The organism is Bacillus sp. z33 (assembly GCF_058313615.1).
The window spans coordinates 376,645-400,338 of record NZ_JBZFQN010000002.1 but is presented as its reverse complement, the minus strand read 5'-3'; the positions used below and the strand labels follow the sequence as shown (position 1 = coordinate 400,338).

At 36.5% G+C, this 23,694-nt stretch carries 27 protein-coding genes and 1 tRNA gene; 8 read left to right on the top strand and 20 right to left on the bottom strand.

What is annotated here, in order from left to right; translation table 11 throughout:
* Positions 1 to 241: 241 nt before the first annotated feature.
* The 8 genes from AC4G3L_RS09065 to AC4G3L_RS09030 form a co-directional block, all read right to left on the bottom strand.
* Positions 242 to 886, bottom strand: coding sequence for a CpsD/CapB family tyrosine-protein kinase (locus AC4G3L_RS09065; RefSeq protein WP_491076628.1), 645 nt, complete (start codon positions 884 to 886; stop codon positions 242 to 244).
* Complete coding sequence (locus AC4G3L_RS09060; RefSeq protein WP_491076627.1) at positions 883 to 1,593, bottom strand: YveK family protein; 711 nt, start codon at positions 1,591 to 1,593, stop codon at positions 883 to 885. The genes AC4G3L_RS09065 and AC4G3L_RS09060 overlap by 4 nt, the downstream gene beginning before the upstream one ends.
* 59 nt (positions 1,594 to 1,652) lie before the next feature.
* On the bottom strand, positions 1,653 to 3,422 hold the full coding sequence (locus AC4G3L_RS09055) for an ABC transporter ATP-binding protein (RefSeq protein ID WP_491076626.1): 1,770 nt from the start codon (positions 3,420 to 3,422) through the stop codon (positions 1,653 to 1,655).
* A gap of 16 nt (positions 3,423 to 3,438) precedes the next feature.
* Positions 3,439 to 4,587, bottom strand: a complete 1,149-nt coding sequence (locus tag AC4G3L_RS09050; protein WP_491076625.1) for a nucleotidyltransferase domain-containing protein — start codon at positions 4,585 to 4,587, stop codon at positions 3,439 to 3,441.
* Positions 4,587 to 5,057, bottom strand: coding sequence for a lasso peptide biosynthesis B2 protein (locus tag AC4G3L_RS09045; protein ID WP_491076624.1), 471 nt, complete (start codon positions 5,055 to 5,057; stop codon positions 4,587 to 4,589). The genes AC4G3L_RS09050 and AC4G3L_RS09045 overlap by 1 nt, the downstream gene beginning before the upstream one ends.
* Positions 5,058 to 5,069: 12 nt before the next feature.
* Complete coding sequence (locus AC4G3L_RS09040; protein WP_491076623.1) at positions 5,070 to 5,369, bottom strand: lasso peptide biosynthesis PqqD family chaperone; 300 nt, start codon at positions 5,367 to 5,369, stop codon at positions 5,070 to 5,072.
* Entirely contained in the window at positions 5,366 to 6,301 is a 936-nt protein-coding gene (locus tag AC4G3L_RS09035; RefSeq protein ID WP_491076622.1) for a P-loop NTPase family protein, read from the bottom strand. The genes AC4G3L_RS09040 and AC4G3L_RS09035 overlap by 4 nt, the downstream gene beginning before the upstream one ends.
* Positions 6,302 to 6,370: 69 nt before the next feature.
* Positions 6,371 to 6,466 carry a paeninodin family lasso peptide gene (locus AC4G3L_RS09030; RefSeq protein ID WP_491076621.1) on the bottom strand — a complete coding sequence of 32 codons (96 nt, stop codon included), beginning with the start codon at positions 6,464 to 6,466 and terminating at the stop codon, positions 6,371 to 6,373.
* 535 nt (positions 6,467 to 7,001) lie between these two features.
* Here AC4G3L_RS09030 and AC4G3L_RS09025 point away from each other — a divergent pair.
* Positions 7,002 to 7,074, top strand: a tRNA-Val gene (locus tag AC4G3L_RS09025).
* Between the two features lie 286 nt (positions 7,075 to 7,360).
* On the opposite strand, the gene AC4G3L_RS09020 is transcribed toward AC4G3L_RS09025, so the two are convergent.
* From AC4G3L_RS09020 to AC4G3L_RS09005, 4 genes are all read right to left on the bottom strand, one after another.
* Positions 7,361 to 7,978 (bottom strand): DUF7010 family protein, encoded by a 618-nt coding sequence (locus AC4G3L_RS09020; protein WP_491076620.1) that lies wholly within the window; start codon positions 7,976 to 7,978, stop codon positions 7,361 to 7,363.
* Positions 7,979 to 8,204: 226 nt separating this feature from the next.
* Positions 8,205 to 8,648, bottom strand: a complete 444-nt coding sequence (locus AC4G3L_RS09015) for a WapI family immunity protein (protein WP_491076619.1) — start codon at positions 8,646 to 8,648, stop codon at positions 8,205 to 8,207.
* 498 nt (positions 8,649 to 9,146) lie between these two features.
* Positions 9,147 to 9,281 carry a hypothetical protein gene (locus AC4G3L_RS09010; RefSeq protein ID WP_258188229.1) on the bottom strand — a complete coding sequence of 45 codons (135 nt, stop codon included), beginning with the start codon at positions 9,279 to 9,281 and terminating at the stop codon, positions 9,147 to 9,149.
* A gap of 724 nt (positions 9,282 to 10,005) precedes the next feature.
* Complete coding sequence (locus AC4G3L_RS09005) at positions 10,006 to 10,773, bottom strand: Ltp family lipoprotein (protein ID WP_491076618.1); 768 nt, start codon at positions 10,771 to 10,773, stop codon at positions 10,006 to 10,008.
* Between the two features lie 849 nt (positions 10,774 to 11,622).
* Here AC4G3L_RS09005 and AC4G3L_RS09000 point away from each other — a divergent pair.
* A complete protein-coding gene (locus AC4G3L_RS09000; protein WP_491076617.1) occupies positions 11,623 to 11,979 on the top strand; it encodes a hypothetical protein in 357 nt (118 codons plus the stop codon).
* 524 nt (positions 11,980 to 12,503) lie between these two features.
* Here AC4G3L_RS09000 and AC4G3L_RS08995 read toward each other — a convergent pair.
* Positions 12,504 to 12,704: a cold-shock protein gene (locus AC4G3L_RS08995; protein ID WP_491076348.1), complete on the bottom strand. Its 201-nt coding sequence runs from the start codon at positions 12,702 to 12,704 to the stop codon at positions 12,504 to 12,506.
* 479 nt (positions 12,705 to 13,183) lie between these two features.
* Here AC4G3L_RS08995 and AC4G3L_RS08990 point away from each other — a divergent pair, with 479 nt between their 5' ends.
* The 3 genes from AC4G3L_RS08990 (at position 13,184) to AC4G3L_RS08980 (ending at position 14,947) form a co-directional block, all read left to right on the top strand.
* Entirely contained in the window at positions 13,184 to 13,795 is a 612-nt protein-coding gene (locus tag AC4G3L_RS08990; RefSeq protein ID WP_491076616.1) for a DUF6944 family repetitive protein, read from the top strand.
* A 245-nt stretch (positions 13,796 to 14,040) separates the two neighbouring features.
* Complete coding sequence (locus tag AC4G3L_RS08985; protein ID WP_491076615.1) at positions 14,041 to 14,445, top strand: hypothetical protein; 405 nt, start codon at positions 14,041 to 14,043, stop codon at positions 14,443 to 14,445.
* A 10-nt stretch (positions 14,446 to 14,455) separates the two neighbouring features.
* Complete coding sequence (locus tag AC4G3L_RS08980; protein ID WP_491076614.1) at positions 14,456 to 14,947, top strand: hypothetical protein; 492 nt, start codon at positions 14,456 to 14,458, stop codon at positions 14,945 to 14,947.
* Positions 14,948 to 15,141: 194 nt separating this feature from the next.
* Here AC4G3L_RS08980 and AC4G3L_RS08975 read toward each other — a convergent pair whose 3' ends face one another.
* The 3 genes from AC4G3L_RS08975 to AC4G3L_RS08965 all read right to left on the bottom strand — a co-directional run bounded on the left by AC4G3L_RS08975 (position 15,142) and on the right by AC4G3L_RS08965 (position 17,101).
* The gene (locus AC4G3L_RS08975) at positions 15,142 to 16,005 is read right to left on the bottom strand and encodes a cation diffusion facilitator family transporter (protein WP_491076613.1); all 864 of its coding nucleotides are present in this window, start codon (positions 16,003 to 16,005) and stop codon (positions 15,142 to 15,144) included.
* 271 nt (positions 16,006 to 16,276) lie between these two features.
* Positions 16,277 to 16,477 (bottom strand): cold-shock protein, encoded by a 201-nt coding sequence (locus AC4G3L_RS08970; RefSeq protein WP_491076348.1) that lies wholly within the window; start codon positions 16,475 to 16,477, stop codon positions 16,277 to 16,279.
* 315 nt (positions 16,478 to 16,792) lie between these two features.
* Positions 16,793 to 17,101 carry an HIRAN domain-containing protein gene (locus tag AC4G3L_RS08965; RefSeq protein ID WP_491076612.1) on the bottom strand — a complete coding sequence of 103 codons (309 nt, stop codon included), beginning with the start codon at positions 17,099 to 17,101 and terminating at the stop codon, positions 16,793 to 16,795.
* Between the two features lie 333 nt (positions 17,102 to 17,434).
* Here AC4G3L_RS08965 and AC4G3L_RS08960 point away from each other — a divergent pair, with 333 nt between their 5' ends.
* Positions 17,435 to 18,034 carry a hypothetical protein gene (locus AC4G3L_RS08960; protein WP_491076611.1) on the top strand — a complete coding sequence of 200 codons (600 nt, stop codon included), beginning with the start codon at positions 17,435 to 17,437 and terminating at the stop codon, positions 18,032 to 18,034.
* A 317-nt stretch (positions 18,035 to 18,351) separates the two neighbouring features.
* Here AC4G3L_RS08960 and ulaA read toward each other — a convergent pair whose 3' ends face one another.
* From ulaA to AC4G3L_RS08945, 3 genes are read right to left on the bottom strand one after another with little or no spacing between them, the layout of a single operon-like run.
* A complete protein-coding gene (ulaA, locus tag AC4G3L_RS08955; RefSeq protein ID WP_491076610.1) occupies positions 18,352 to 19,608 on the bottom strand; it encodes a PTS ascorbate transporter subunit IIC in 1,257 nt (418 codons plus the stop codon).
* Between the two features lies 1 nt (position 19,609).
* Positions 19,610 to 19,882, bottom strand: a complete 273-nt coding sequence (locus AC4G3L_RS08950; RefSeq protein WP_491076609.1) for a PTS sugar transporter subunit IIB — start codon at positions 19,880 to 19,882, stop codon at positions 19,610 to 19,612.
* 11 nt (positions 19,883 to 19,893) lie between these two features.
* Entirely contained in the window at positions 19,894 to 20,349 is a 456-nt protein-coding gene (locus AC4G3L_RS08945; RefSeq protein WP_491076608.1) for a PTS sugar transporter subunit IIA, read from the bottom strand.
* 254 nt (positions 20,350 to 20,603) lie between these two features.
* On the opposite strand from AC4G3L_RS08945, the gene AC4G3L_RS08940 reads away from it, so the two are divergent.
* Positions 20,604 to 22,235, top strand: coding sequence for an FAD-dependent oxidoreductase (locus tag AC4G3L_RS08940; RefSeq protein ID WP_491076607.1), 1,632 nt, complete (start codon positions 20,604 to 20,606; stop codon positions 22,233 to 22,235).
* Positions 22,236 to 22,341: 106 nt separating this feature from the next.
* Positions 22,342 to 22,794 (top strand): SRPBCC family protein, encoded by a 453-nt coding sequence (locus tag AC4G3L_RS08935; RefSeq protein WP_491076606.1) that lies wholly within the window; start codon positions 22,342 to 22,344, stop codon positions 22,792 to 22,794.
* A gap of 75 nt (positions 22,795 to 22,869) precedes the next feature.
* On the opposite strand, the gene AC4G3L_RS08930 is transcribed toward AC4G3L_RS08935, so the two are convergent.
* Positions 22,870 to 23,499, bottom strand: coding sequence for a TetR/AcrR family transcriptional regulator (locus AC4G3L_RS08930; protein ID WP_491076605.1), 630 nt, complete (start codon positions 23,497 to 23,499; stop codon positions 22,870 to 22,872).
* Positions 23,500 to 23,694 lie beyond the last annotated feature (195 nt).

Genomic DNA, 23,694 nt, shown 5'->3' with positions numbered 1-23,694 from the left:
ATTTACTCATGGACACGCTGCGGAGTAAATCATCCCATACAAATATGGATACTATATAAATTAAAAGGGCATCTAACCCCTCCTCACATCACCTCCTTGACGACTGGCGTCTAAGGCTATTCACCCACAAGATGACCGAGTGTCTCCATTGATAATGGTCAGGAGACATCACCACAACTATAAAAATCTATTAAAAGCACGTTTTGTTCTATATAAAGAACTAATTGGTTAAAAAAAATACTTATTTATTTAAAACTCCTCCAATAATCGTTGCTTTCGCCATTTCCAGCATTTTACGAGCATTGGTTGCATCTTCTATGGAGGTACGATCCTTTTGAATAACCAGCAAGACACCATCACACATATGAGCCAGCAATTTAGTATCGGTAGCTTCTAAAATTGAGGCCGAATCAATAATGACCTTGTCATACTGTTCAATAGCTTCATGTAAAATTTTTTTCATTACATCAGAGCCTAACAATCCTGCTTTTGGCACCTTCCCCCCACTCGTCAAAATACCTAATGTTTCCAACCAATTAGGATAAACCGATTGCCCTAATGTCGCCTCTCCCATTAATAAATCAGCCAACCCTATTGTATTACGGATTCTAAACAAAGAATGGATTGCCGGTTTACCTAAATTCGCATCAATCAGCAAAACCTTTACTCCCTCCAATGCCATAGAGATTGCCAGATTAGAAGAAATGGTCGTTTTACCTTCTCCTTCTGATGGAGAGGTAACCAAAATAATACGAGAGTCAGTCCCCTCCTCTGAAAAATAAATATTTGTTTGAATTTCTCTAAACTCCTCCGAAATAAGCGCTCGTTTCACCGAAAATGGCCATATTTTTTTCCATGCCGATTTAAACATTATTTTTCTGTTCATAATGAAGATTCCTCACCCCTGTGGGTCACCAAGACTCTTTGTCCGTTTATACCTGTTGGACTTCGTTTCACGCGATTAATCTTTGATACTCTTCCGATAACCGGTATACCAATTATGGACTCAATATCTGCAATACTTCGGATGGAACGGTCAAGTGAATCCAGCAGAAAAGCAATTCCAATACCCACAATCACTCCCAGGCCGATTGCAGCAATTAACAGCTTGGTATGGTTTTCGTTGATGGGAGTTAAATCTTCTTTTGCATTTGAAAGAAAATGTACTTTATCAAAGTTCATTATGGAGGGTACTTCCTCTTTAAATATTCGTGCTGTTGTATTGGCAATGGCAGTTGCCTGTTCAGGATCGGAATCAACTACGCCAATATTGACAACCTGTGAATTATCAATGCTCGTCACTGTAATCTTCGCAGCCAAATCCTCCGGACTCATTGAAAGCCCAAGTTCACGACCTACCTTCTCCATGACATTCGAATCCTTAATAATTACCTGAAGAGTATTCCTCAATTCAGCTTCTGCTTCGATGATAATTGCTGCAGAAGATTGATAAAGCGGTGTCGTAAACCATTTGATATAGAATAAACCACAAATAAATGTAAGAACGGTAAAGATAGTGATAATCCATAGCCTCTTCTTTAAGACCCTAATCCATTCCCTGACATTAATTTCTTTTGAATTCCCAGGATTCATCCAATCCCCCCAATCTCCTGTATGCTACTTTATCCTCACCCAACTACTTCACCAAGAGTTTAAGAACCAAGCAGATGGCTAAATACCCCTTTCTTCTCTGCGGCAAGTTGATTGTACCGTCCTGTTTGTACAATTCGACCTTCATCGAGAACAAGCACTTGATCAGCATTGCGAATGGTTGACAGCCTATGGGCGATAATGAGGATTGTCATCTTGCCTTTTAATCGATCGAGTGCATCTTGGATTTTGGCTTCATTTTCTTGATCCAAAGCACTTGTCGCTTCATCCAAAATAAGCACAGATGGTTTTCTGAGTATCGCTCTTGCCAACACAAGTCTTTGCCTTTCTCCTCCAGAGAGACGAACACCCCGATCTCCGATTAACGTATCCAAGCCATTCGGCAATTTACGGACAAACTGGGCAGCTGCCGCGAATTCCAGCGCTTCCCACAAATCCCCCTCTTTTGCATCCGGGCAGATTAACATAAAATTATCTCGAATACTTCCATTAAATAGGAAAGGATCCTGTGGCACGTAACTGATATTTTGCCTGAACAAGTATCTGTTCTCTTCATTCACCTCAGTCCCACCAATAAAAATCTTGCCTCCATCTGCTTTTAATAGACCCATCAATAAATCGATTAACGTACTTTTACCTGCACCTGATCTCCCAACAATGGCCGTCGTTGATTGAAACGGTATGTTAAGATTAATCGTTTGCAAAGCATAGCGTTCCGAATCTGCCTGATAGCGATAGGAAACATTTTGGCAAGTAAGATCGCCTTTAAAGTAAAAATGATTCCCTTGAACTGTCGGTGCCTCATTCGATGATTGGCATTCCTCCAATAGGTTTGTTAATGAATCAAAAGCAGGAAGTGCCGAAGCAATTTGTTCCATACTGTACTGGATGGCTGTAAACCTTGGCCACAATCTTGAAAAAATCAAAACAATCACAATCAGTTCCTCAGGTGCAGAATGAAACATATTAAGAGATAAATAGATAAAAAGGGCAACTAATAAAGCTTGGGAAGATTTATAAAAAAATTGCGATTGTGCCTGAACATGTGCATTTTGCATACGTTCATGTTTATACTGATCATTGAAATTGTTTAACCACTTGCTCATCGAGTGTTCCAATGAATTACTTTTAATTTCTTTCATACCATTTAAATGATCCGATATAGATCCATAATAGGACCGGGCAATTTCCGTTGTCTGATTCCCTATTGCTTCTGACTTTTTAATATATCTCCTTGAAAACAGAGCCAGCACGCCTCCGCAGCACAAAACGAAAAATGTAATTTCAGGAGACAGCCACAAAGCAATTCCAATTTGAATAATCGTGAAAACGACTGAAGTAGCCAGGAGCAAGAATTGACTGATACCCACACTCACTCTGTTCAATTCATCGGTGAGGCTGTTCAATAAGTCAGAACGCCGTTTCTTCAAAAAAAACAACCAATCTGCCCATAGTAAGGATTGATATATTTTTGTGCGCAGATGATTGGTGTACCCAACATAAATCATTCTGTTCTGAATCGTTAATTTCTTTTGAAACCAGTTCTGCCCTGTAATTATAAGTACATAGATAACTAAAATGATAGCTAACCCAATGGCAACTGGTATCTCTTCAACAAATGCAAACCATTCGCTAAAGGGCATAGCCTTACCTGCCTGGTTAATCATACCGCTCATCTCAATCATCGGTATAAGCAGGAGGATGCCGATACTCTCTATAAAACTAACGAGTACCATCCCAAGTAAATTCACATATAGGATTTTACCTGCATACGTCCGCAATTCCTGGATAAACATCCATAATGATTTCATCTGTGCTCTCCCCTAACTAAACGAGCTGCCTCCACATCCACAAAAACGGCCGCAGCGGAAAATATAAGAAATGCAGTGCTTTAGGCAATGGCAATGTCTTGGCATCATCAATACAAGGATAAAGAGCTCCAATCATTCGAAAGGCCTTCTGCCTTCTCGTCATGATAGATTGATAGTAGCCATTGGCATTTTTGGCAAACCGTCTTGAAAGTTTATCATCATGGATATCAATCTCATTCATAATTAAAAAGAGGGCATCTTCAGCTAATTGATACGATCCTACCGTCACATGACTGACGAGAGGAAGCTTCTGATCTATTAATTTTTCTGCCAATAATTGCACCTGGGCAGCGATATGGGTTACCTCATATCTCCGCTGCATCTTTTTTATCACTTGCCAATCTTGAATTTGCTTGGACAAATCTGCAACATCAAGCAACCAACGTATGCGGAACCATCCATGACGTGCACCATGAATCATCAAAAATAAATAAAGATCTTCTGTACCGAGTAAATAAATTGGTTTTTTGGTCAAAGAACTGATATTCCTCCGGTTCCAAAGTTGGTCAAAACTCGGTTCTTTCGCTCCACCTGGATGCAGCTTCCAATGAAGCTCTATTTTTTGAAAGGTTGTGGGATGTTTGTATTCCACATGATGGTTTTTCCATTTCCAATCTCCTAAAACCGATCGTTTATACCCATCCCTTTCATAGCCTCTTTTAAGGAGGATGGCATCTGCCTTTTCAAAGTCCTTTAAAGGAATTAATAAATCTAGATCATTGGAGGTGCGCATCGATAAGTTTCCATATAGTTGAAAAGCAAGTGCAGGACCCTTCAGAAATAAACAACGAATCTCACTCTCTTGAAAAATACTTGATATATGTTCCATTTCAGCACTCAATTTCATCATTTGAAAGGTATTTTGCTGATAAAGATTCCGGAGCAGAGCCATCGTTTCCTGAGGAATTTCTTCACCCAAATCACCATTTAGTTTTTTATAGATAATCGGATACAGTCTGTGGTGCTTCACAACCTCCAGAAATACATGCCAATTAATCGAACTCTTCATTAACTGTTGAATGGAAGTCCCGTCATTTTTGATCAAGGCGAGCATCAGATTCAGCTCTTTGGAAAAACCAGTTGTTTGCAAAGTCTGTTTATCCATTATTTCTCCTCCTTTTGATCGCCCATTCTCTTAGCAAAAGTCCCCACCACCGTATATCTTTCCTTCCCATTTGCCCCAGTCACAAAGTATAATCCACTCCGCAGCCAGGCATGGGCTTTCATCTTACCTTCCTCATCTCTTGCTGTTGCCATATAGAGAGTACTGTCAATGCCACGACGCTCAAGCATTCTCATTCCTGCAATCGCCATCACAAGACATTTACTTTCCCAAAATGTATATCTGCTCATTGTTTCCAGACTTTTAGATACGGACTGCAGGATTTCAGTATGGGCTGGCACATAAGATAGAGGTGTCTCCTCCATTTTACTGCCGAGGGTTGGGGCAACCTTGGAGAAGGGCAAGCTCTTTTGGATCCGGGCCACTCCTAAAAAATAATATGCTTCCAAATACATCGAGAAAGTTTTACCATCTAAAGAGAGCAAGGTCCGTGCTTTCTGAATGAAATTCATGAACAAAACTCCTTAGGATGTAATGGTTTGATTGATTAACTCTTCTTTTATTAACAGTTCCAGGAATGTATGAACCTGACTTTCACATTCTTCACGGCTCACGTCATATTCTTCTCTCAATCGATCCACAAGCTCCTTGATAGATTTAGGTTCCTCCAACAACTCCCAAATCAGTCCGCCGACTTCACCCAAATTATAATATTTACCATTATGGACACTTAGCATTACTTTTTCTCCATCCATATCACTGACCATATTACCTTCCTTTTGAATAAACTTTTCGGCTGTCACAGCTTTTACTTGACTACTCATTCTTTCCTCCCCTTCCCTGTTATATATGTAATTTTTTCAACTAGTTCATACACGGAAAATGTTGAAATCGGCCGTTTTAACTGATAAATAGTCAGTTGATTACTTAATTCGATCGAACGAGCGAAATGCCAATCCATTAATCCAAGCGGTTTTAAAAAAAGATTACGATATGTGTGCCTATACAAGGTATGCAGCCGTTCTAACCCTTTCACCGGAGTGATGGAAACATCACTCTCATCGACAGGCAATAGCTCGATAACACCGGCAAGCGATACAGATTTTTGCAGATAACCCTCACGTACCGGTACGGAAAATTTCGTTTCCCTTCCATATAAAGGTTGATAATCTGAGGATTTCATTCCAAAATGATCCAATGATTCCTGCCAAAGCTTTTGGGATGGATAAGATGGAATGACCATTGGGCGATCCCCGGTAAAACAAATTGGAATAACATCATCGCTTAACAATTTAAACCCCTGACCCATAAAGGCCGAAGCCAACGTGGATTTTCCGGCACCCGACTCACCGACTATGGCATATGCTTCACCATCAAGCACGATGGCGCTTCCGTGAAATGGAAATAGATGGTGCTGCATTAGAATAATTCCCATACAGGTTCCCAACACATAGAGCCTGATTTCATCTTCATCTGACCCCAGTAGCGGAGAGATACTGATAGTTTTACCAGCTTCAACAGCAAAGACGGCTACCTCTTCAATTTCAAATAAAACACGATTGCCTCTAACCGAATATCCTTTTTCTTTATCTAAGGTCTGGTTCCATTCATCTAGTAAATGTTCATACTGTATGACGATATCTAATGGAGAGCTTGATTGTTCAATCTGAATTAACTCTGGCAGCTTCATCGCACTCGAGATTGTAAAACCAAACGCTTGATACATCATTTGTTTCAATACCTGAACCAACATCATCACTCCATTTTTTTAAAAAAAGCCCTTATACGCTAAATTTGTATAAGGGCACTTTTCTTTTCAGTACAATCAGCTTCCTCTATGTCCGCCGTTAAGCTCTCCACCACTAAAAGTCATTTTTACATCAAGAACCTGTAGATTCGGTTTTTGCCATTCCTTTTTCATTCCTTCACCCCCTTATATGTATATATGTTCTTTATTTAGAACAACACAGGCATAATTAGCCTATATGATTCTAATATTGCACTGGATTATGCGATATTTTCATAAGGATAATCCAAATTACAACCAGTCTTTCAAACTTCTTAAACTATTTTATAGATAAATAGTCACTAGTTCTTTATAGAGAACTAATATAACCTAAAAATATCATCTCTAGTATATTCTGTCAAACAAATTTTTCAAAAAATTTAAAAAATGTTTTAAAAAACAAAAAAGACCTTTTAACTGACAAAATTCGCATTCAAAATGATTGTGATTTGGATATTTACAGTATGATCCTTCAGCTTAGGTGCGGTATCTTTTTATTGGGAGTAAAAGGAATGGAAAGGATTTAAAAATTTGTTTCTATGTGAGGATGATAGATTTATATTTCTTCAGCAGTGAAATCACCTTAAATACCTACCCAACAACCAAAATTCATCTTGACTTTATTTGTCTAACCCTTTATATTAAATATTGTTCCATTACATATTAATCTGATTCCGTAGCTCAGCTGGGAGAGCACCACCTTGACAGGGTGGGGGTCGCTGGTTCGAACCCAGTCGGGATCATACCAAAACCCCTTGATATATCAAGGGGTTTTTCTTTTTACTCATATATAAAAGCCTTTCATAATAGTCATAAAAGTGGCGGATTGGTGGCGGATTTTAAATAACGCAAAAGTATTAAAGGTAAATAAAACAAACACCATAAAAAATAAAGGCTGTTTTCGCAAAGATTGTTGCTAAGGACATAAAAAAGAGACAGCTTTTTTTACTTCTCAGTTGTTCAACTAAAGCCCCTTTTAGTTGAATAAGGAAGTTACTCTATTTTTATTTTATTGTATAATTGTGTTATTTATTTTGGGACGATACCTAGCAATCTTCTACCCATTAGCCATATTGCAACACCAGTTCCCCATAAGATTAAGGCAGAGCCAAATCCCACTACAGACATAAACGCATTGATCTGATGTTCCCCCAGTGTGACTTTCTCAGGTACAAACAGCAATGTAATAATAGCAAGTAAACAAAGGAGTGTACCTGTAAAATAATAGAGTCTGACTTGGAAAAGAGGGGCCAATGGGAGAAAATGAACACCGACAATAATAGCGATAACGACAGGTATAAGTTCAGAGTGACTAGTAGCGTTACTGACAGCAATCGTAATTGCTATAGCCAAACCCTCTGCCGCAAAAATAATGTTGAACCAAAACCTTGTACGCTTCCCACGCCTTAAGTCTGCTTTTGAAACCTGATTTGTCAATTCTCGCGATGCGCGCATTAATGAAACACCGCCGATAAACAGCACTATCCCTACGGTAACAGCAACAACTAACAATAATCGAACTCCCCAGCCGTGTAATCCCATAATTCCTGTGTATGCCCAAAGAGTACCAAAGAAAGCCATAAAAAATACACCAGATGCCGTTCCCCGTACTGCAGCACCAGGAGCAGCTCTTGGTGTTTGTGTCACAAATATGAACCTCCTTTCAGTCTAAATATGTGTTCATTACAATCGCATATCATCCTACATTAGTATTTGGTTTAGTTCATTCGGAAAAATCCTATATACCTTATTATAGTTATATTCATTTAGGCGATTTACAGAACTATTCTGCCCCGTTTCTACAACAAGGAGTACAACAGAAAAGGGCATCAATCCTTCTTAGGAACAACGCAGCCATTAGTAGGAAAAAACCTTATATTTTTACTCCTTTTGAATCACCATAATGGTCTACAAATTTTCTTAATTCCTCTAATGTTGAGGTTAAAAAACTTTGGTCATTTTCTATTTCAAATTGTAGTTCATTTTCCACATATGCTTTTTCTTTAAAGGAACCCTGTATAACAACTTGGCCTAAGCGGTTAAATACGACCTCTAATTCCAAAGAATTTTCGTAGTTTGAAAAAACAGCGATCCCGTTAAGTTCACGATAGCACTTATCTAATTGCTTATAAAAATCATATACATCACCAGTTGTAAACCACAGTTCACCTAAAATATAATAATTTCCACTCTTAATTTCAATGATACCCTCAGCTTCATAGCCACCAAAATGGCTTGTGTCTTTAGGAAAACCACTTGCATTTTGGAGTTCAATCCGGATTATTCCTCGCTTGCCTGTAATAGTAAACCCATTCATAATTCCAACTCATTTCCTAAAAAGCTAATGGTTAATAATACACTTAACAATTTAAAAATTCAATTTTCTTCTTCCGCTAACCTGCCCCGTTTCTACAATAAGGGATTCAACATAAAAAAGCATTAATCCCTCTTGGAACAACGCCTTAATTATTTTGTATCAAAGCATTGATAATAAGTTTTTGAAATAAAAGACCAGGTTAGAAAATATAATCGCTGATATCACAGCTATAAATGTGAACTTAAATGATGGTTCTATTAGCTTTTCTAATTCATAAATTTTATCGCCTATAATAATTATGAATGAAATCATTATTATGAACCAAGCAAAAATATGTTGATTGTTATAATGAATTAGTCCGCTCGTTTTTAAGAGTAATAATAATAAAAAGTAGTAAAAAAACAACTTAGCTTTGATCATCTATCGATTCCCCTATGTCTGAGTTTCTGTTATTCATTCCTTAATAAGCTAACCTGCCCGTTTGTGACACAAGACATATTAATGTTTATCACGTATCTCCTTTAAAAGATCTATGACCATAGAATCTTGTTTTTGAATCGACTTTAAACTCTTTTCTATCGTACTTGTAGAGATAAATAGAACAATTAAAATGGCTATTCCAACAAAGAACAATCCACTCTCCTCCAAACTAACACTTTTGTAATAGTTTTACCATTTAAATCATTCTACAACTATCCTAATTGAGCTAACCTGCCCCTTTACTTCTATAAGAAATTCAACACAAAAAGACATTAATCCTTCTTGGACCAATGCCCTAATTAACCGTTTTTTAATACTTAAAGAATTAGAACGTAGGAATATCAGTTTACCTAACATATTCCCTATTCTCTTTACACATTTCTATTGATGATTTCTTTTCTCCATTTCTTCAATCTTTCCCTCTAACTTTTTCACTTTATCCATTTGTTGATAAGTAAGAGAAAGGGCTATAGCAGCTAGGGAAAGGGCAATCCACTCCATCGTATTCACTCCATTACTATTTATAATGTTTAACCTATTTTTCTATTCCCTATAAGTAATATCGGCCCAAATATTATTTTTAGAATACTATTCGTGAGAATCCGATGTTAATTCTTTGTAACCTTGACTAAAGTTATTGCAGAAAAATCATAAGCTGAAGAAGAACTATCTTATAGATTTTCTAACCTAATCAGCCACTCTAACGTATATCTAGGCTGATTCTTCTTCCGCTATCCTGCCCCGTTTGTTCCATAAGAAATTCAACACAAAAAGGCATTAATCCTTCTTCTTGGATCAACGCCCCCTTATGTTTAAGTATTATTTATCACAAACATAACCCTCCCATTGACTAGGAGGGTTTTTTTTAATAAATTTATTAAAGACCAACATTGTCAGCTGCATAAGTAGCTTGCTCAGTAGTAAAGCCATCAAATTTAAGCTGCTCAATTAAACCACTTCTTGAGAATGCCATAACGCTTAGATAGTTTTGAGCCGCTGCAACAGCCTGTGAATCCCAATCCACTTTATCTTCAATATTTTCTACTGCATATGTAGCATCAGCATTAGAAAAGCCATCAAATTCTAACTGTTCAACGAGTCCGCTCTTTGAAAAGGCCATAACATTTAGGTAGTTCTCAGCAGCTTTAATAGCTTGGCCTTGTGATGCTGTTTCGGCAGCTTTCTTAGCTTCTTCAGCTTCTTCGGCTTCTTGCTTAGCTTTTTCTTCGGCTTCTTTTTTAGCTTTCTCTTCTGCCTCTTTCTTAGCCTTTTCTTCTGCTTCCTTCTTAGCCTTCTCTTCAGCTTCTTTCTTGGCTTGTTCTTCCTCTAAGCGTTTTTCTTCCGCTTCTTTAGCTTCAGCTTCTACCTTTTTCTGTTCTTCTTCAGACATCTTGAACCAAGGGGCTGCTTCATCTACCTTAGCTTGAAGCTTTTTATTTTCATCACTTAATGAGGAATTCAAATCTTCAGCATCGCCCAAATCATTACTTGTCTGAACATAGAGATCTTCGAATTTACCGCACTCCGTAACAGCTTCTTCCAGTTCGCCAGTAGAGGGGCCAGCTGCTGTACCGATAGTAAATGCAATAAGTGCTGTTAAAATGTACTTCCATTTCGTTTTTACAAATACCTTAACTTTCTCCATTTCCTTCTACCTCCCGTAATGATTGTTTTTGACCTATCTCTTCAAGTGTGGGTAGGTCAACACTCATCTCATTCAAAAGCTTTTACTATAAATGCTCATTTTCTCATTTACCACTTTTCTACCTAACAACAACCTAGATATTATTTCCATATATTAATAAAGCTTAATGAAGGAACCTCCAGAATAAATCTTAAGGGTTTATTTTACAGGGATTTTATTAAAAAAGTTCTAAAATGATAACCATTATGGCATTATAAATGGTATACAAAAATAAAGAAACACGCTCCAAAACGGCGTGTTTTCTTTATTGTAAATACTACTTCTTCTTTAACTAACCTTCCCCTTTAGCTGCATAACAAAAAGAGTGGTTATGCTTGCTAAGAATTTGAGATAATCTATTTATTTAGCTACGAGGCATTGTTTTGTTGCACTTTATATGGAGTGGGAAAGAACTAAATAGATAATACCCAATACACTTATACCTACTTACCCTACTATTTATAGAACCTATATTTTCCATTCAAAATAGATTAAACTAGATAAAAAGAAGTGGACACCAGAAGAGCCCATGTTAAATTGCCGCCGATACCAGATTCTAACTCAACCATAAAACTGAGGAAAGAAAATGAGGAGTTGATTCGACGATTAGAATACTTAGATAGGAGAGAAGAGATTTGACTATTTGTTTTTAGAAGAATAATTGAATGTATTTGCAGACGGCATAAGTATTAAATTTTAGATAGTAGAAAGAGAGTTGATCTTAATATGAGAGAAATAAAGACCGAAGCATATCAGTGGGTAATCTCACTTTATAAAAAGTACTCTTTAGTAAAAGATAAAGAGAGTTTCATGGATATATTATTATATTTTAAAATCGTTGGATTTGCAGATGAACCAAAGGTTTATATAAAGCCCACCAAGGTTGGATTAGAATTTGGTTATGAAGCTACTCAATGGGATGGATATAAGGCTTTTCCATTACCAGGTATATATAAGACTAATACACTCTCATGGGAGACCCTGCACTCATTAAATGAAACGAAACAACAAGAAGAGATTCTAAATTATGTTATGGAGACAATCACCTTTAGGAAAGCACAGTATAACAAATGCCAATTCTGCGGTGAAAGTCTTGGAACGGAGCATCTATTCGATAAGGATACTTGCCACGGTTGTGCTACCGAGCATTACGGTGTGCTCTATTAAATAGTTTATCTAAACGGTTGCCTTTTATGGTTTGATACTTCTTCAGATATTTGAATGTTTTTAAATCATTTCTGTATAGGGATGCTCCTTTGAGGATTCCTCAAGGGCTTTCACATTAGAATACCAGAAATATATAAATAATATAGTAAAGAAAGATGAAAATGCATATGAAGATGAAACCTTTGTAATGATGGTAGATCAATTAAAGTTATTAAAAGAATTAAATGGCGTTTCTTGAATGAAACTCCTCTCTACCTATTAAATAAAAAAATCCCCATCTATATTATATAAGTAAGATAATTTACTACAGAGTTGCAGTTGTAAGGAAAGTTACAGTGTAGTTTCTGTTTTAAATTAGGGATTATTCAAACGCTATGCTATACTTAGCCTACCATTTGATTTACTAGTTTCATATATTTGTTGCATCAGCTTTATTCATTTATTGAATAGGGCTTTTTTATTGACCAAATTTATTTAAATACAAAAATAGACCCTGCATATGCAGGGTCTATCATTAGCTTTTATTAAGCTTTTTGAACGTTTGTAGCTTGTGGGCCACGTTGTCCTTGTTCTACTTCAAACGTTACACTTTGACCTTCGTCTAAAGATTTGAAACCATCGCTTTGGATTGCTGAGAAATGTACGAATACGTCTTCTCCGCCTTCACGTTCGATAAATCCAAAACCTTTTTCTGCATTAAACCATTTCACTTTACCTTGTTCCATAATTGTTGCCTCCTAGTGTGGATGTCCACACAATGTATTACTATCCTTGCTCAAATACCTTAGACGAAAATCAAAATCTCTTCTCAATCTGAAACCGAACAAAAATAATTCTTCTTTAGAATAACAGATAAGTTTCAGAACAGCAAATAATAAGACTCTTACCTTTCATCTTCAACTTGTTTTAATCTTTCTAAGTGTTGGTTTTTGTTTTACATTAATTTGTATACCATTTCTTCGTATACGAACAATAGACCTAAATATTTCTTGAAATTGAGTTTTAGATCTATTTCTATTTGTTGTTTAATAGATTTGCTCTTGTTAAAGTAAATCTGAAAAATCGGCATATTGATGTTATTCAACAAACAGTTATCCTCTAAAGACAGTTATTCACTTTTTTTTAGGACAAATAGCATCAATCTATACGAAAATACCCATTAATTTAACAGAACATAAATATTCTGATTTGAATACAATGTTGTATGACTAAACTAAAACCACAAATTAAGTTGGTGATTCGAATAGAGAACAAATCAGAGATTACAACAGGCGCAACGTGGGTAGGAGCTGTTGGCAGGATTGTAACTGCCATTGGAAATACAGCACCTATATCACTCAATAATAAGGTCTCATCTGATATTAATTTAGTTGGTTACAATCTTCAGCTTGCGGCGACAGCAGTACTGGTTGACATGGAGAGGGGCCTTTCACTAAATAAGGTTGGTAATATAATTCAAACGGGCGGATTGTCTGCCGAAGTGGCCGGGTATATCCTTCCATTTAATGATTCAAACTCACAACAAACCATATTCAATCTAGGAAATGAAGGACAAGCATTAGGGACCGCTTTGTCTTTTATGTATACGGTGAAAAGAAGCATTACTCTTGTTGATCTATATAATGCCTTCGGAGGTCTATTGCAAACAATTGGAATTAATATATTGGTATTAGCAGGATATTTGCCTTCAACCAGCTCAAAAAAACAGCAGTTTAACTCAATAGGCAGCTGGTTACAAGCCATTGGTTCTATCATCCAGGCAATTGCTCAGAGTATGAGTGAATCGGGTCAGCCCGAATATCAGTATATTAATTAGTTGAAAGCAAACTACAGATATAATTCTATTTCTATCTCAATAAAGTTTCCCAAAAAATGCAACAGATTTATTGGGATCCCTTATCTATTAGGCAGACTATTAACAATACTTAAGCGCTCCAATAGGAAGAACGCTTTTCTGTAGTCACAGTAGCAAACCAGATTCCTATAATTTTTTGCATGGAACTTCTTTTATTATTGGGCATATATTGTTTTAACTTAATTATAGATTTACGGGCGAAATGAATGGTAAATTCAATCAAACAATATGGGCATGTTCTTCAATTGGCAGGTGGTAATTTAGTCTATATATCAAATAAAATTTATCCGAGATTTACCGATAATGGTTTAATCATAAATCCAGAACAATACTATTTAGATTTAAAAAATGCTGCGATTGTTGCACGAACTAGCGTTCATTGTTTAGAAAATACAATTCCTCCATCATTTTTAAACAATAAACATAGTCAATTAGCGTCTTCCTTCCAAGGGATTTTAAATTGCTTAAACGACGTATTTAATACTGAAAGTATGAATCGGTTTTTTGAAATAAATGAAACAAAACTAGAGAAAGATTTAAAAAAGGATTCAAGAGGATTTAAATCAAACTATTTTAAAAGTAATGGAGAAAATCAGACTACAATCAAGTAGGTGATTATAGTTGATTAAAAAGGACTTGGAAAATCAATTTATCGAATCTTTGCCGGTAGAGTTTGGAGATAAAGTAGATTTATTTGGTCAAATGATCGTCACAATAGGTAACCTTTTTACAATCCTCGGCATCAGCTTTGAAGCTGGCGAAATTGGAGAAATTGAAGAAGAAGAGCAATTAGAAAATACAGCAGATTACCCTCTTTCACCTGACCAAGACGATGAATCTAATTTAGGCTTTATCCTAGCATTAATTGGGGCTAGTACTATAACAATTGGTGATTTAGTATCAATGGGCGGAGCCTTTCTAGATATAAAGCAATCAGAATTAAATGAGATAAATGAGCAAGAATACAGAAAAGAACAAAACAAACAATTTAGTAATATCGAGAATCAAATCACCCTATTACAAAATGATATGAATACTTTATTTTCATTGTTTAATTCATTAAAAAGTGAGGTTATTTATATACAAAATTTTTTGTACACTAGATATAATTGAATGTATTTCACACTTCTCCTTCCCCTAATGTATTCTTTTACTCGTAGATTTATATACCTGTTGCTAGTTTCTCCCGAGAAAATAAAGCATTTATATACTTATCTTGTTAACTGCCCTTTACTACCATAAGAAGTTCATTATAAAAGGACATTAATCCTGCCTAAGATTAATGTCCTTGTTCGTACAATGAGTACCTATCTTGGTTCAATATGAATATGAACATTTTGTATATGATGTTTTTCCAGTAAACTGTTCTCTATTTCTTCAGTGATTTGATGACTATCAAAAACAGTGAGATTGTGGTCGGTTACAATAACAATATCCACAAATGTTTGATTTCCGTGGGTTCGTGCTTTAATGCTTTTCACTTTTTCTATATTAGGATTCTTTTTAACGGTTTTCTCTATCGCTTCTAATTCTTCAGTTTCAAAACCGTCTGTAAGTTCAAGTGCAGAATCCTTAAATATTTCGATAGCAGTTTTAATAATAATTAACCCCACTATAATTGCGGTAACCGTATCCAGCCAGTGAAAACCAAATCGAGAACCAATAATACCAATAAACGCTCCAATACTAACAAGTGCGTCAGATAAATTGTCCTTTGCTGCAGCTTTCACTGAAGAACTCTTAATTCTCTTGGCTAAATTGCTGTTATATAAATAAACAAGAAACATAATTAAGGAACTGGCTAAAGCAACCCATCCAGTAAACAGATCTGGTACGTCATTACCTGCCATAGTTAAACTTTTAACACCTTCGACAATAACCTGAATACCTACTGTAATCATTATGAATGCCGCTACAAGTGATGCAATTGTTTCCGCACGATAGTGCCCATATCGATGGTTATTATCAGGTGGCTTTCTAGCTATTTTCAACCCAACTAACACGGCTATCGATGCCATTACATCTGTTGAATTATTTAATCCATCAGCGAGGAGTGCTTCAGAATTCCCAAAATAACCAATGATCAATTTAGAAATAGATAAAATGATATATGTGATAATACTAAGCCAGGCACCTTTTTCACCGGCTTTAAGGTTATCGTATGACTCCATTAATAGTCCTCCAATATAGAAAAGGTCAAGTCTATGTATTATACATTTCAATAGTAAGCGTGTCTATAACTCCCATTTTCTCTCACGCCCTTTTTAAATCAGGAATTACTCAAGTGCTGTGCTATACTTAGCCTGCCATTTGCTATTACAGTTTCATTCGTTTGTTACACAAGCTTTATTCATTTATTGAATAAGGCTTTTTTATTGACCATTATATTGATTAAAAAACATAAATAGACCCTACAGATGTAGGGTCTATCATTAGCTTTTATTAAGCTTTTTGAACGTTTGTAGCTTGTGGGCCACGTTGTCCTTGTTCTACTTCAAACGTTACACTTTGACCTTCGTCTAAAGATTTGAAACCATCGCTTTGGATTGCTGAGAAATGTACGAATACGTCTTCTCCGCCTTCACGTTCGATAAATCCAAAACCTTTTTCTGCATTAAACCATTTCACTTTACCTTGTTCCATAATTGTTGCCTCCTAGTATGGATGTCCACACAATGTATTACTATCCTTGCTCAAATACCTTAGACGAAAATCAAAACTGCTTCTCAATCTGAAACCGCCGAACAAAAATAATTCTTCTTTAGAATAACAGACCTATTTCATAATAGCAAACAATAAGACTCTCACCATTTATCTCCAACTAATATTGTGAATTAATCTCCTCCAACAGAAACTGTTTGGTTAAGTTTCATTTAATTAGACTCGTCATACAAATACGCCTTGGAGGAACGTAGCATCCCTGGCGTATAGATCCTATTAAATTTGGGGACATCCCCTTTAAACACTCTCAACACCCCCCAATATTTCAACAATGATCGTATCCTTTACAATAAAGACTACTTGCCCCATGCATACATCCTCGAACGTATCATAAATTCTGCCTGCACTGCGTGTTCCTTTTGCGACTGTCTGATAATTATTAGCCACATAGCCAACCTTGCCAATTGTATCAAGCTCAGCTTGAATTGCCTCATCATCATACTTATTATCCAAGTCTTTTCTTAAGATAATCTTCTGTCCCACCTTAAAAATATCTGCCCCAAAATAATGACCAACACCTACAATTGATATATATTTCTCTGCCATTCCTAACCCCTCCAAGCTACACTTTTTATTACTTTACTCTCTATTAATATACGAATTTTACTGAAATTAGTTTCAATATTTCACTCAGAAAGATACTTTGACCTCGATGTGGAGAATGCCTATAACTTTATCTCAAGTTAAGCAGCACTAACATGTTTTTGATTTTTTAGAGAATGGATTTATAAGTAATAATTTGTCTCTATACAAAATGATAACCAAGAAGGTAAGGTTAATATATGACCATTCTTTTTTTGATACATCTAAGTTCTTTTAAAACAAATTTCCAGTATAGCTGCCCTTATTTTAAAACCTATATGAAAGAAGGAATGCAAAATGGAAAAGCTAGAAGTGATAGTGGAAATGAAAGAAGGAAACTTGATTCGTCTCTATGCCAATAAAATATATAATACATTAGGAGAAACCTATCCCGGCGATATCTTTACGACAAAAAGCAAATTGTTCATGCATTACCCAGATTGTGAAGTGATAACAGGGTTCGGTTTAACAGACCCACAAACCAATCTTTTAATCTCCGGAACAAAGAATTGGTTTGATTCGATAGAAGAAGCGGTGACAACGCTCCAAGCATTACATCACAAGCAAGAGCTGGATGCTTTATATGAAGAGATAGCAAGCTTTTATTATCTGCTCAAATCAAACGTTAAATTAGCAAGTATAATAGAAGAACTGGACAATCGTGATACCACCTCATTCCCCGAGAAAGTAATTTCATTATATATGATTACAGGTTTTGCAAATGAGTGGTTCCCGGATGAAATCGCAGAAGAAAAGTGGCAAGAGGTCAAAAATGTACTGGACCAAGCACATGAAAAATGCTCAAACATTGTATTAGCGCATCAACGAGCAAAGAAAGCTCTAATTATAATTATGGCAACTGAATACCTAGGTCTACGCAGAAAATCTTATTCATAGCATTAAAGGAAACGCAACTACAAAATTAGTATATTGCTTTTTCCTTATACCCACTTAAAAATTTCTGTAGGTAAGGAAAGAAAGAAATTATTCTTAAATATACTATTCGGATCAATATAACTAGCTATTGATACAATGAATCCCAATAGCTCTTTCTGTATGCTAGTTTCTATAACTATTGTAAGTAATTATAATAAACCGCATTAAAAACAGAAGAAGTTTCATCCCTCCTTCTGTTCCTAACACTTAAGTGCACGAATATTTGAAAATTCTTAAGAGCAGATATCATGATCCTCTTCTCTCTCTATCTTATAAATTTACATAAATAGTTCCATTAACTTACCCAGGAAAATACCTACTATACCGAAATCGGTATCGCCAAATGTTGTCCCTTCAAAACCTAAGTCTCCCAACACCGGTAATAATAATGCTGGCAAGAAGCTGATAAGAATACCGTTAACAAATGCACCTAACATTGCTCCTACCCTGCCGCCAGTTGCATTACCGAATACACCAGCTGTGGCCCCACAGAAGAAGTGTGGAACTAAACCAGGAACGATTACTTTCAAGCCAACTAACGGAAGTAAAAACATACTTATAATACCTGCGAGAAAGCTAAAAAGAAACCCAATTATGACGGCATTTGGAGCGAAAGGAAATACTACTGGTACATCTAATGCCGGTTTAGCATTAGGAACCACTTTGTCCGCTACCCCTTTAAAAGCAGGAACGATTTCCGCTAACAACAAGCGAACACCAGCTAACACGATATAAACACCTGCCGCGAAAGTGATTGCTTGGATAATGCAAAATACAATAAAGTTCTGACCGCCGCTCAACTCTTGCTCGACATAAGCTGGACCAGCAGCAATCGACACAATAAAGAACATAATTAACATAGTTAATGAGATTGCTACTGATGTATCTCTAAGGAACCCTAAGCTTCTTGGCACATTAATATCTTCCGTTGACTTTCTTTTATTACCTGCTGCTTTACCTACTAATCCAGCCACAAAATATCCGAATGAACCAAAGTGACCAATCGCAATGTCATCAGTACCTGTAATCATTCTAACAAACGGTTGTAATAGGGCTGGACTTAAAACCATTAATAATCCTAGAATAAGTGACCCCGTAATAATTAAAGCTGCTCCATCTAGTCCGCCTGTGGATAATACCACAGCTAACAAACAAGCCATAAACAGGGTATGATGTCCTGTTAAGAATATATATTTAAATGGTGTGAAACGGGCTAATAGGATATTAACTAACATACCGAACAACATGATTAAAGCAGTTTCAGTACCGAAAGCATTTTGAGCCATCGCAACAATAGCTTCGTTGTTCGGAATCACACCATCTATATCGAAGCCTTTCTCAAACATTTTCCCAAAGAAAGCAAGAGAACCCGTGATGACCGTTGCACCAGCAATAATAATAAGGAAGCCCATAATCGTCTTCAATGTTCCAGATACAACCTCTGTGGCTCCTTTTTTCTGCAGCAATAAACCAAACAGCGCGAATAAACCTACTAAAATCGCCGGTGTGCTTAATATATCTATAATCAAATCCATTTTACATGTCCCCCAAATGTTTTTCTAAAACAGTTTTGATTTCATCGATATTGAATAGATTAATAAGCGGAATGACATTTCTTCCCTTTCCATCTAACTGTTCCATGATTTCAGGTGAACCAATATAGTAATCTACTGTTTCTGTTTTAGCGGTAGTTAAGTCGGTATGACTTACATCTGCTTCCAAATTCATTTCCTGCAAAGCTTTCTTTACATTCATTTCTGCGATGAAACTACTACCCAAACCATTGCCACATACAACTAATATTTTCATACTATATCCTCCTATTGGACCGATGTAATTAATTGGTTTAGAAATTCTTCTTTGGATTTGGAATGGATTAGTTTGTTAACATTCGTTTCGTCACCTAATACAGCAGCCAATTCAGTTAGGGCTCCAAGATGTGATTGATGATTGACTGCTGCCAATACGATGATCAGTTGAACTTTATGATGCTCTTTATCCGAAAACCATACCGGCTCTTTCATAACAAGAATGCTTAATCCCATTTGATTCACACCAAATTCAGGTCTTGCATGGGGCAAAGCGATATTAGGGGCGAGTACATAATAAGGACCAATTTCCTTAGTAGTGCTGATTATTTTATCTACATATGTCTGTTCAATAGAACCATTGTCCAACAAGGGAGCAGCGGCAAATTGAATAGCTGCTTCCCATGTTTCTAATTGGTCTTTAAATTGGATTAAATTTGTATTTAGAATCTGATCTACACCATTCACCTTCTTTCTTAATCAGTTATTACTATTCATATAATTCTACTCGTCGATATATTCCCTCTATCTTTCTGTTATAGAAAATTACAGAGCATTACTAAAACCTGTATACCTGCTAAAAAATCCATTTTACTTAATTCATGACAGCGTATTCATTTTTTTGAAAAAATAGTTAAATTAACTTGAAATATTTAGAATAATCATAGATAATAAATTTATTGATAGCGTTACTATCAAAAAGCAACAAAGGGGATGAATTAATGTCAAATTCAATACCAACTCAGTGGGATAAAGAAGTAGATGTGATCGTTTTAGGTACTGGTGGTGCTGCATTGACAGCTGCTGTGGCCGCTTCTGAAAGCGGTTCCAGTGTTCTTGTATTAGAAAAAACCCATCAAATCGGGGGTACAACTGCATTTTCAGGAGGAGTTCCTTGGATTCCACTTAATCCTTATATGAAAGAACAAGGATACGAAGATAATCGTGAGGATGCAATTACTTACATCAAACGTTTAGCACTTGGCCGAGCGGATGATCATATGATTGAAACGTTCGTAGATAAGGGGCATGAGATCATTGAATTTTTACGTGACCATACGCCTGTTAAATTTGTTTCTCCAAAATCCTATCCAGAATATTATGCACGTATGGATGAGGCATTAAAACACGGAACACGTTCCATGGATCCTGCTCCATTTAATTTAAATGAGATTGGTGAATGGGGTCCGTTAGTACGTCAAAATCCTCTCTTCCCTCCTTTGACATTAGAAGAAGGCGGAGCTGTTGGAGGAATTGACTTCCAGTTAGTTGCAGAGCGTATGCAAAATAACATTGTCACTATGGGTCGTTCATTAATTGCTTCTTTATTTAAAGCCTGTTTGGATCGAGGGGTAGAAACCTTAATTGAAACAGCTGGAAAAGAATTAATTATGGATGAGGATGGACAGCGGGTAATCGGAATTGTCGCTGAAACAAAAGATGGTGAAGTTTTACGTTTTGGTGCACGCAAAGGAGTTATTCTTGCTTCTGGCGGATTTGAATGGAACAAGCAATTAGTCAAAGCCTTCTTAAAAGCGGAGTTCACTCATCCTGTCACACCTCCTGGCAATGAAGGTGACGCACTGATGATGGCAATGAAAGCTGGCGCAGCGCTTGAAAATATGAGTGAAGCATGGTGGTATCCAGCAATGGTGGATCCAACATTTGAATATGAAGATAACGTAATGGCACAGCTCGGTGGCGGACGTAATGGTCCAAACTCTATTATCGTCAATAAGTACGGACGCCGATTCGTACATGAAGGCACAACCTATAACGATATGCCAAGAGCATTCTTTAATTATGATCCAGTAAAAGTCGAGTTTCCAAACAAAGGACCAAACTGGATGATATTCGATCAACAACTGAAAGACAGCCAACTGATTATTACAATGGCCCCTGGTGAACCTGCACCGGAATGGCTCGATCAAGCGGATTCCATCCGTGAACTGGCAGAAAAGATCGGTATCGATCCTGATGGTCTGGAAGATGAGATTCGCAAGTGGAACGACTATTGCGAGCAAGGGGAAGATCCTGATTTCCACCGAGGTACTATTCAGTTTGAAGCCTTAACAAGTGGTGGAGGAAGCCCTGAAAACAATCTAGGCAAAATTGAAAAAGGTCCATTCTATGCATTACCAATCTACTTAGGTGCGCTCGGTACGAATGGTGGACCTAAAATCAATGAAAATGGACAAGTTGTTAACTTTAAAGGTGAACCAATTAAAGGATTATACGCTGCCGGTAATGCTTCAGGCAATCCACTGGGACCCATTTATCCGAGTGCCGGCGGAACCATCGGACCAGCTATGGTATTTGGCTTCCTAGCAGGACAACACGCAGCCAATTCATAAAATAAATGTAAACAGCGTCTTATTATAGTTAACTACTTATTTGTTAGCAATAGCGCAAGCGCTGCCAATTAAAACCTATCAAAATAGAACTGGGAAGGTGCAAAAAATGCCACAAGGAACACATACAGTAGAATTACCATTAGATATTCAAACAATTTGGGAGTTTGTTCATGATATGAATAACTGGGCTCCGCTTGTTCCAGGATATATTGACCATGAGATTTTAAGTGAACGCCAATCTACCTGGGCTTTCAAAGGTGACTTAGGATTTATGAAAAAAACAGTTAAGCTGCAAATTGATATTAAAGAATGGAACGAGCCATCTGAAGTCATTTTTGATTTAAAAGGCTTATCCGATAACTTTAATGGCGGAGGCTATTTCCGTGCTGAAGTTATTGATGAAAAGACAACAAAAATGTCAGGTCACCTTGATATCACTGCTGGCGGGATGATGGGCGCAATGGTAAACCAAATTTTAACAAAATTTGTCCCACAAACAGCGGAAGAACTGACAGACGCGATTGCAGAAAAACTACTTGAGATAAATACAGTAAAATAAAGAAAAAAGCGGTCAATTCAGCGTGGACTGCCCCAAAGTAATTTCGGGACAGTTCACAGCATATGACCGCTTTTTTTATTGTTTCACATGTTTTAAGTAGGATAGGATTATATCCTTTATAATTAGTAAATTTTCTTTTTTAGGGGCTGGGATAAAAACATCTTCTGGTATTAAAGAATATAAAGAATATTTCTTTACAGCCGTTCCGAACATATTCATGATTGTACTCATTAACAATTCATTCGTTTGCGAAAGCTGTATGCTGCCATCACTCTTACCTTCATTAATAATGGTAAAAATAATACCGCTAATCTTTCCATAAGCCTTATGTATTTCTTCTAGCAGTCCAACTTCAATTGGCATAAAAGCAATATACACTTCAAAAGCCTCCAACAACTTAGATGAAGTACTATTTTCTTCATTTATATAGTTAACATACGCCGTTAACACATCATCCATTTTTTCTATGCCCATTTTGTTCGATTTAATAATTTCCTCAAAGATAGGTACCTGTTGTTCGATTACTTCTTTAATAACTTCAATAATTAAATGCTCTTTCTTCGGAAAATAGCGAAATAGAGTCGCTACTCCTACATTAGATTCATCTGCAATCTTTTGCATGGTTGTTTTTTCAAACCCGTGCTCAGCAAATAATTCTCTCGCAGATTGGATCATCCTTATACGTCTTTCGATTTTTTTATTCATATTATCACCTACTAAATAACATTATACTATTTTTCAAAAAAAGATGTGGGTAACGTACAACACAGACGTTAGATAAACTGTTCCCAACACTCTATTTAAAATCCTATTAAGGATGCCTTAGATTCTTATTACTTACGGTAGATGAGATTTAACTAAACTATCAATATCTCCTACTGATACCTATACATAAAAAAG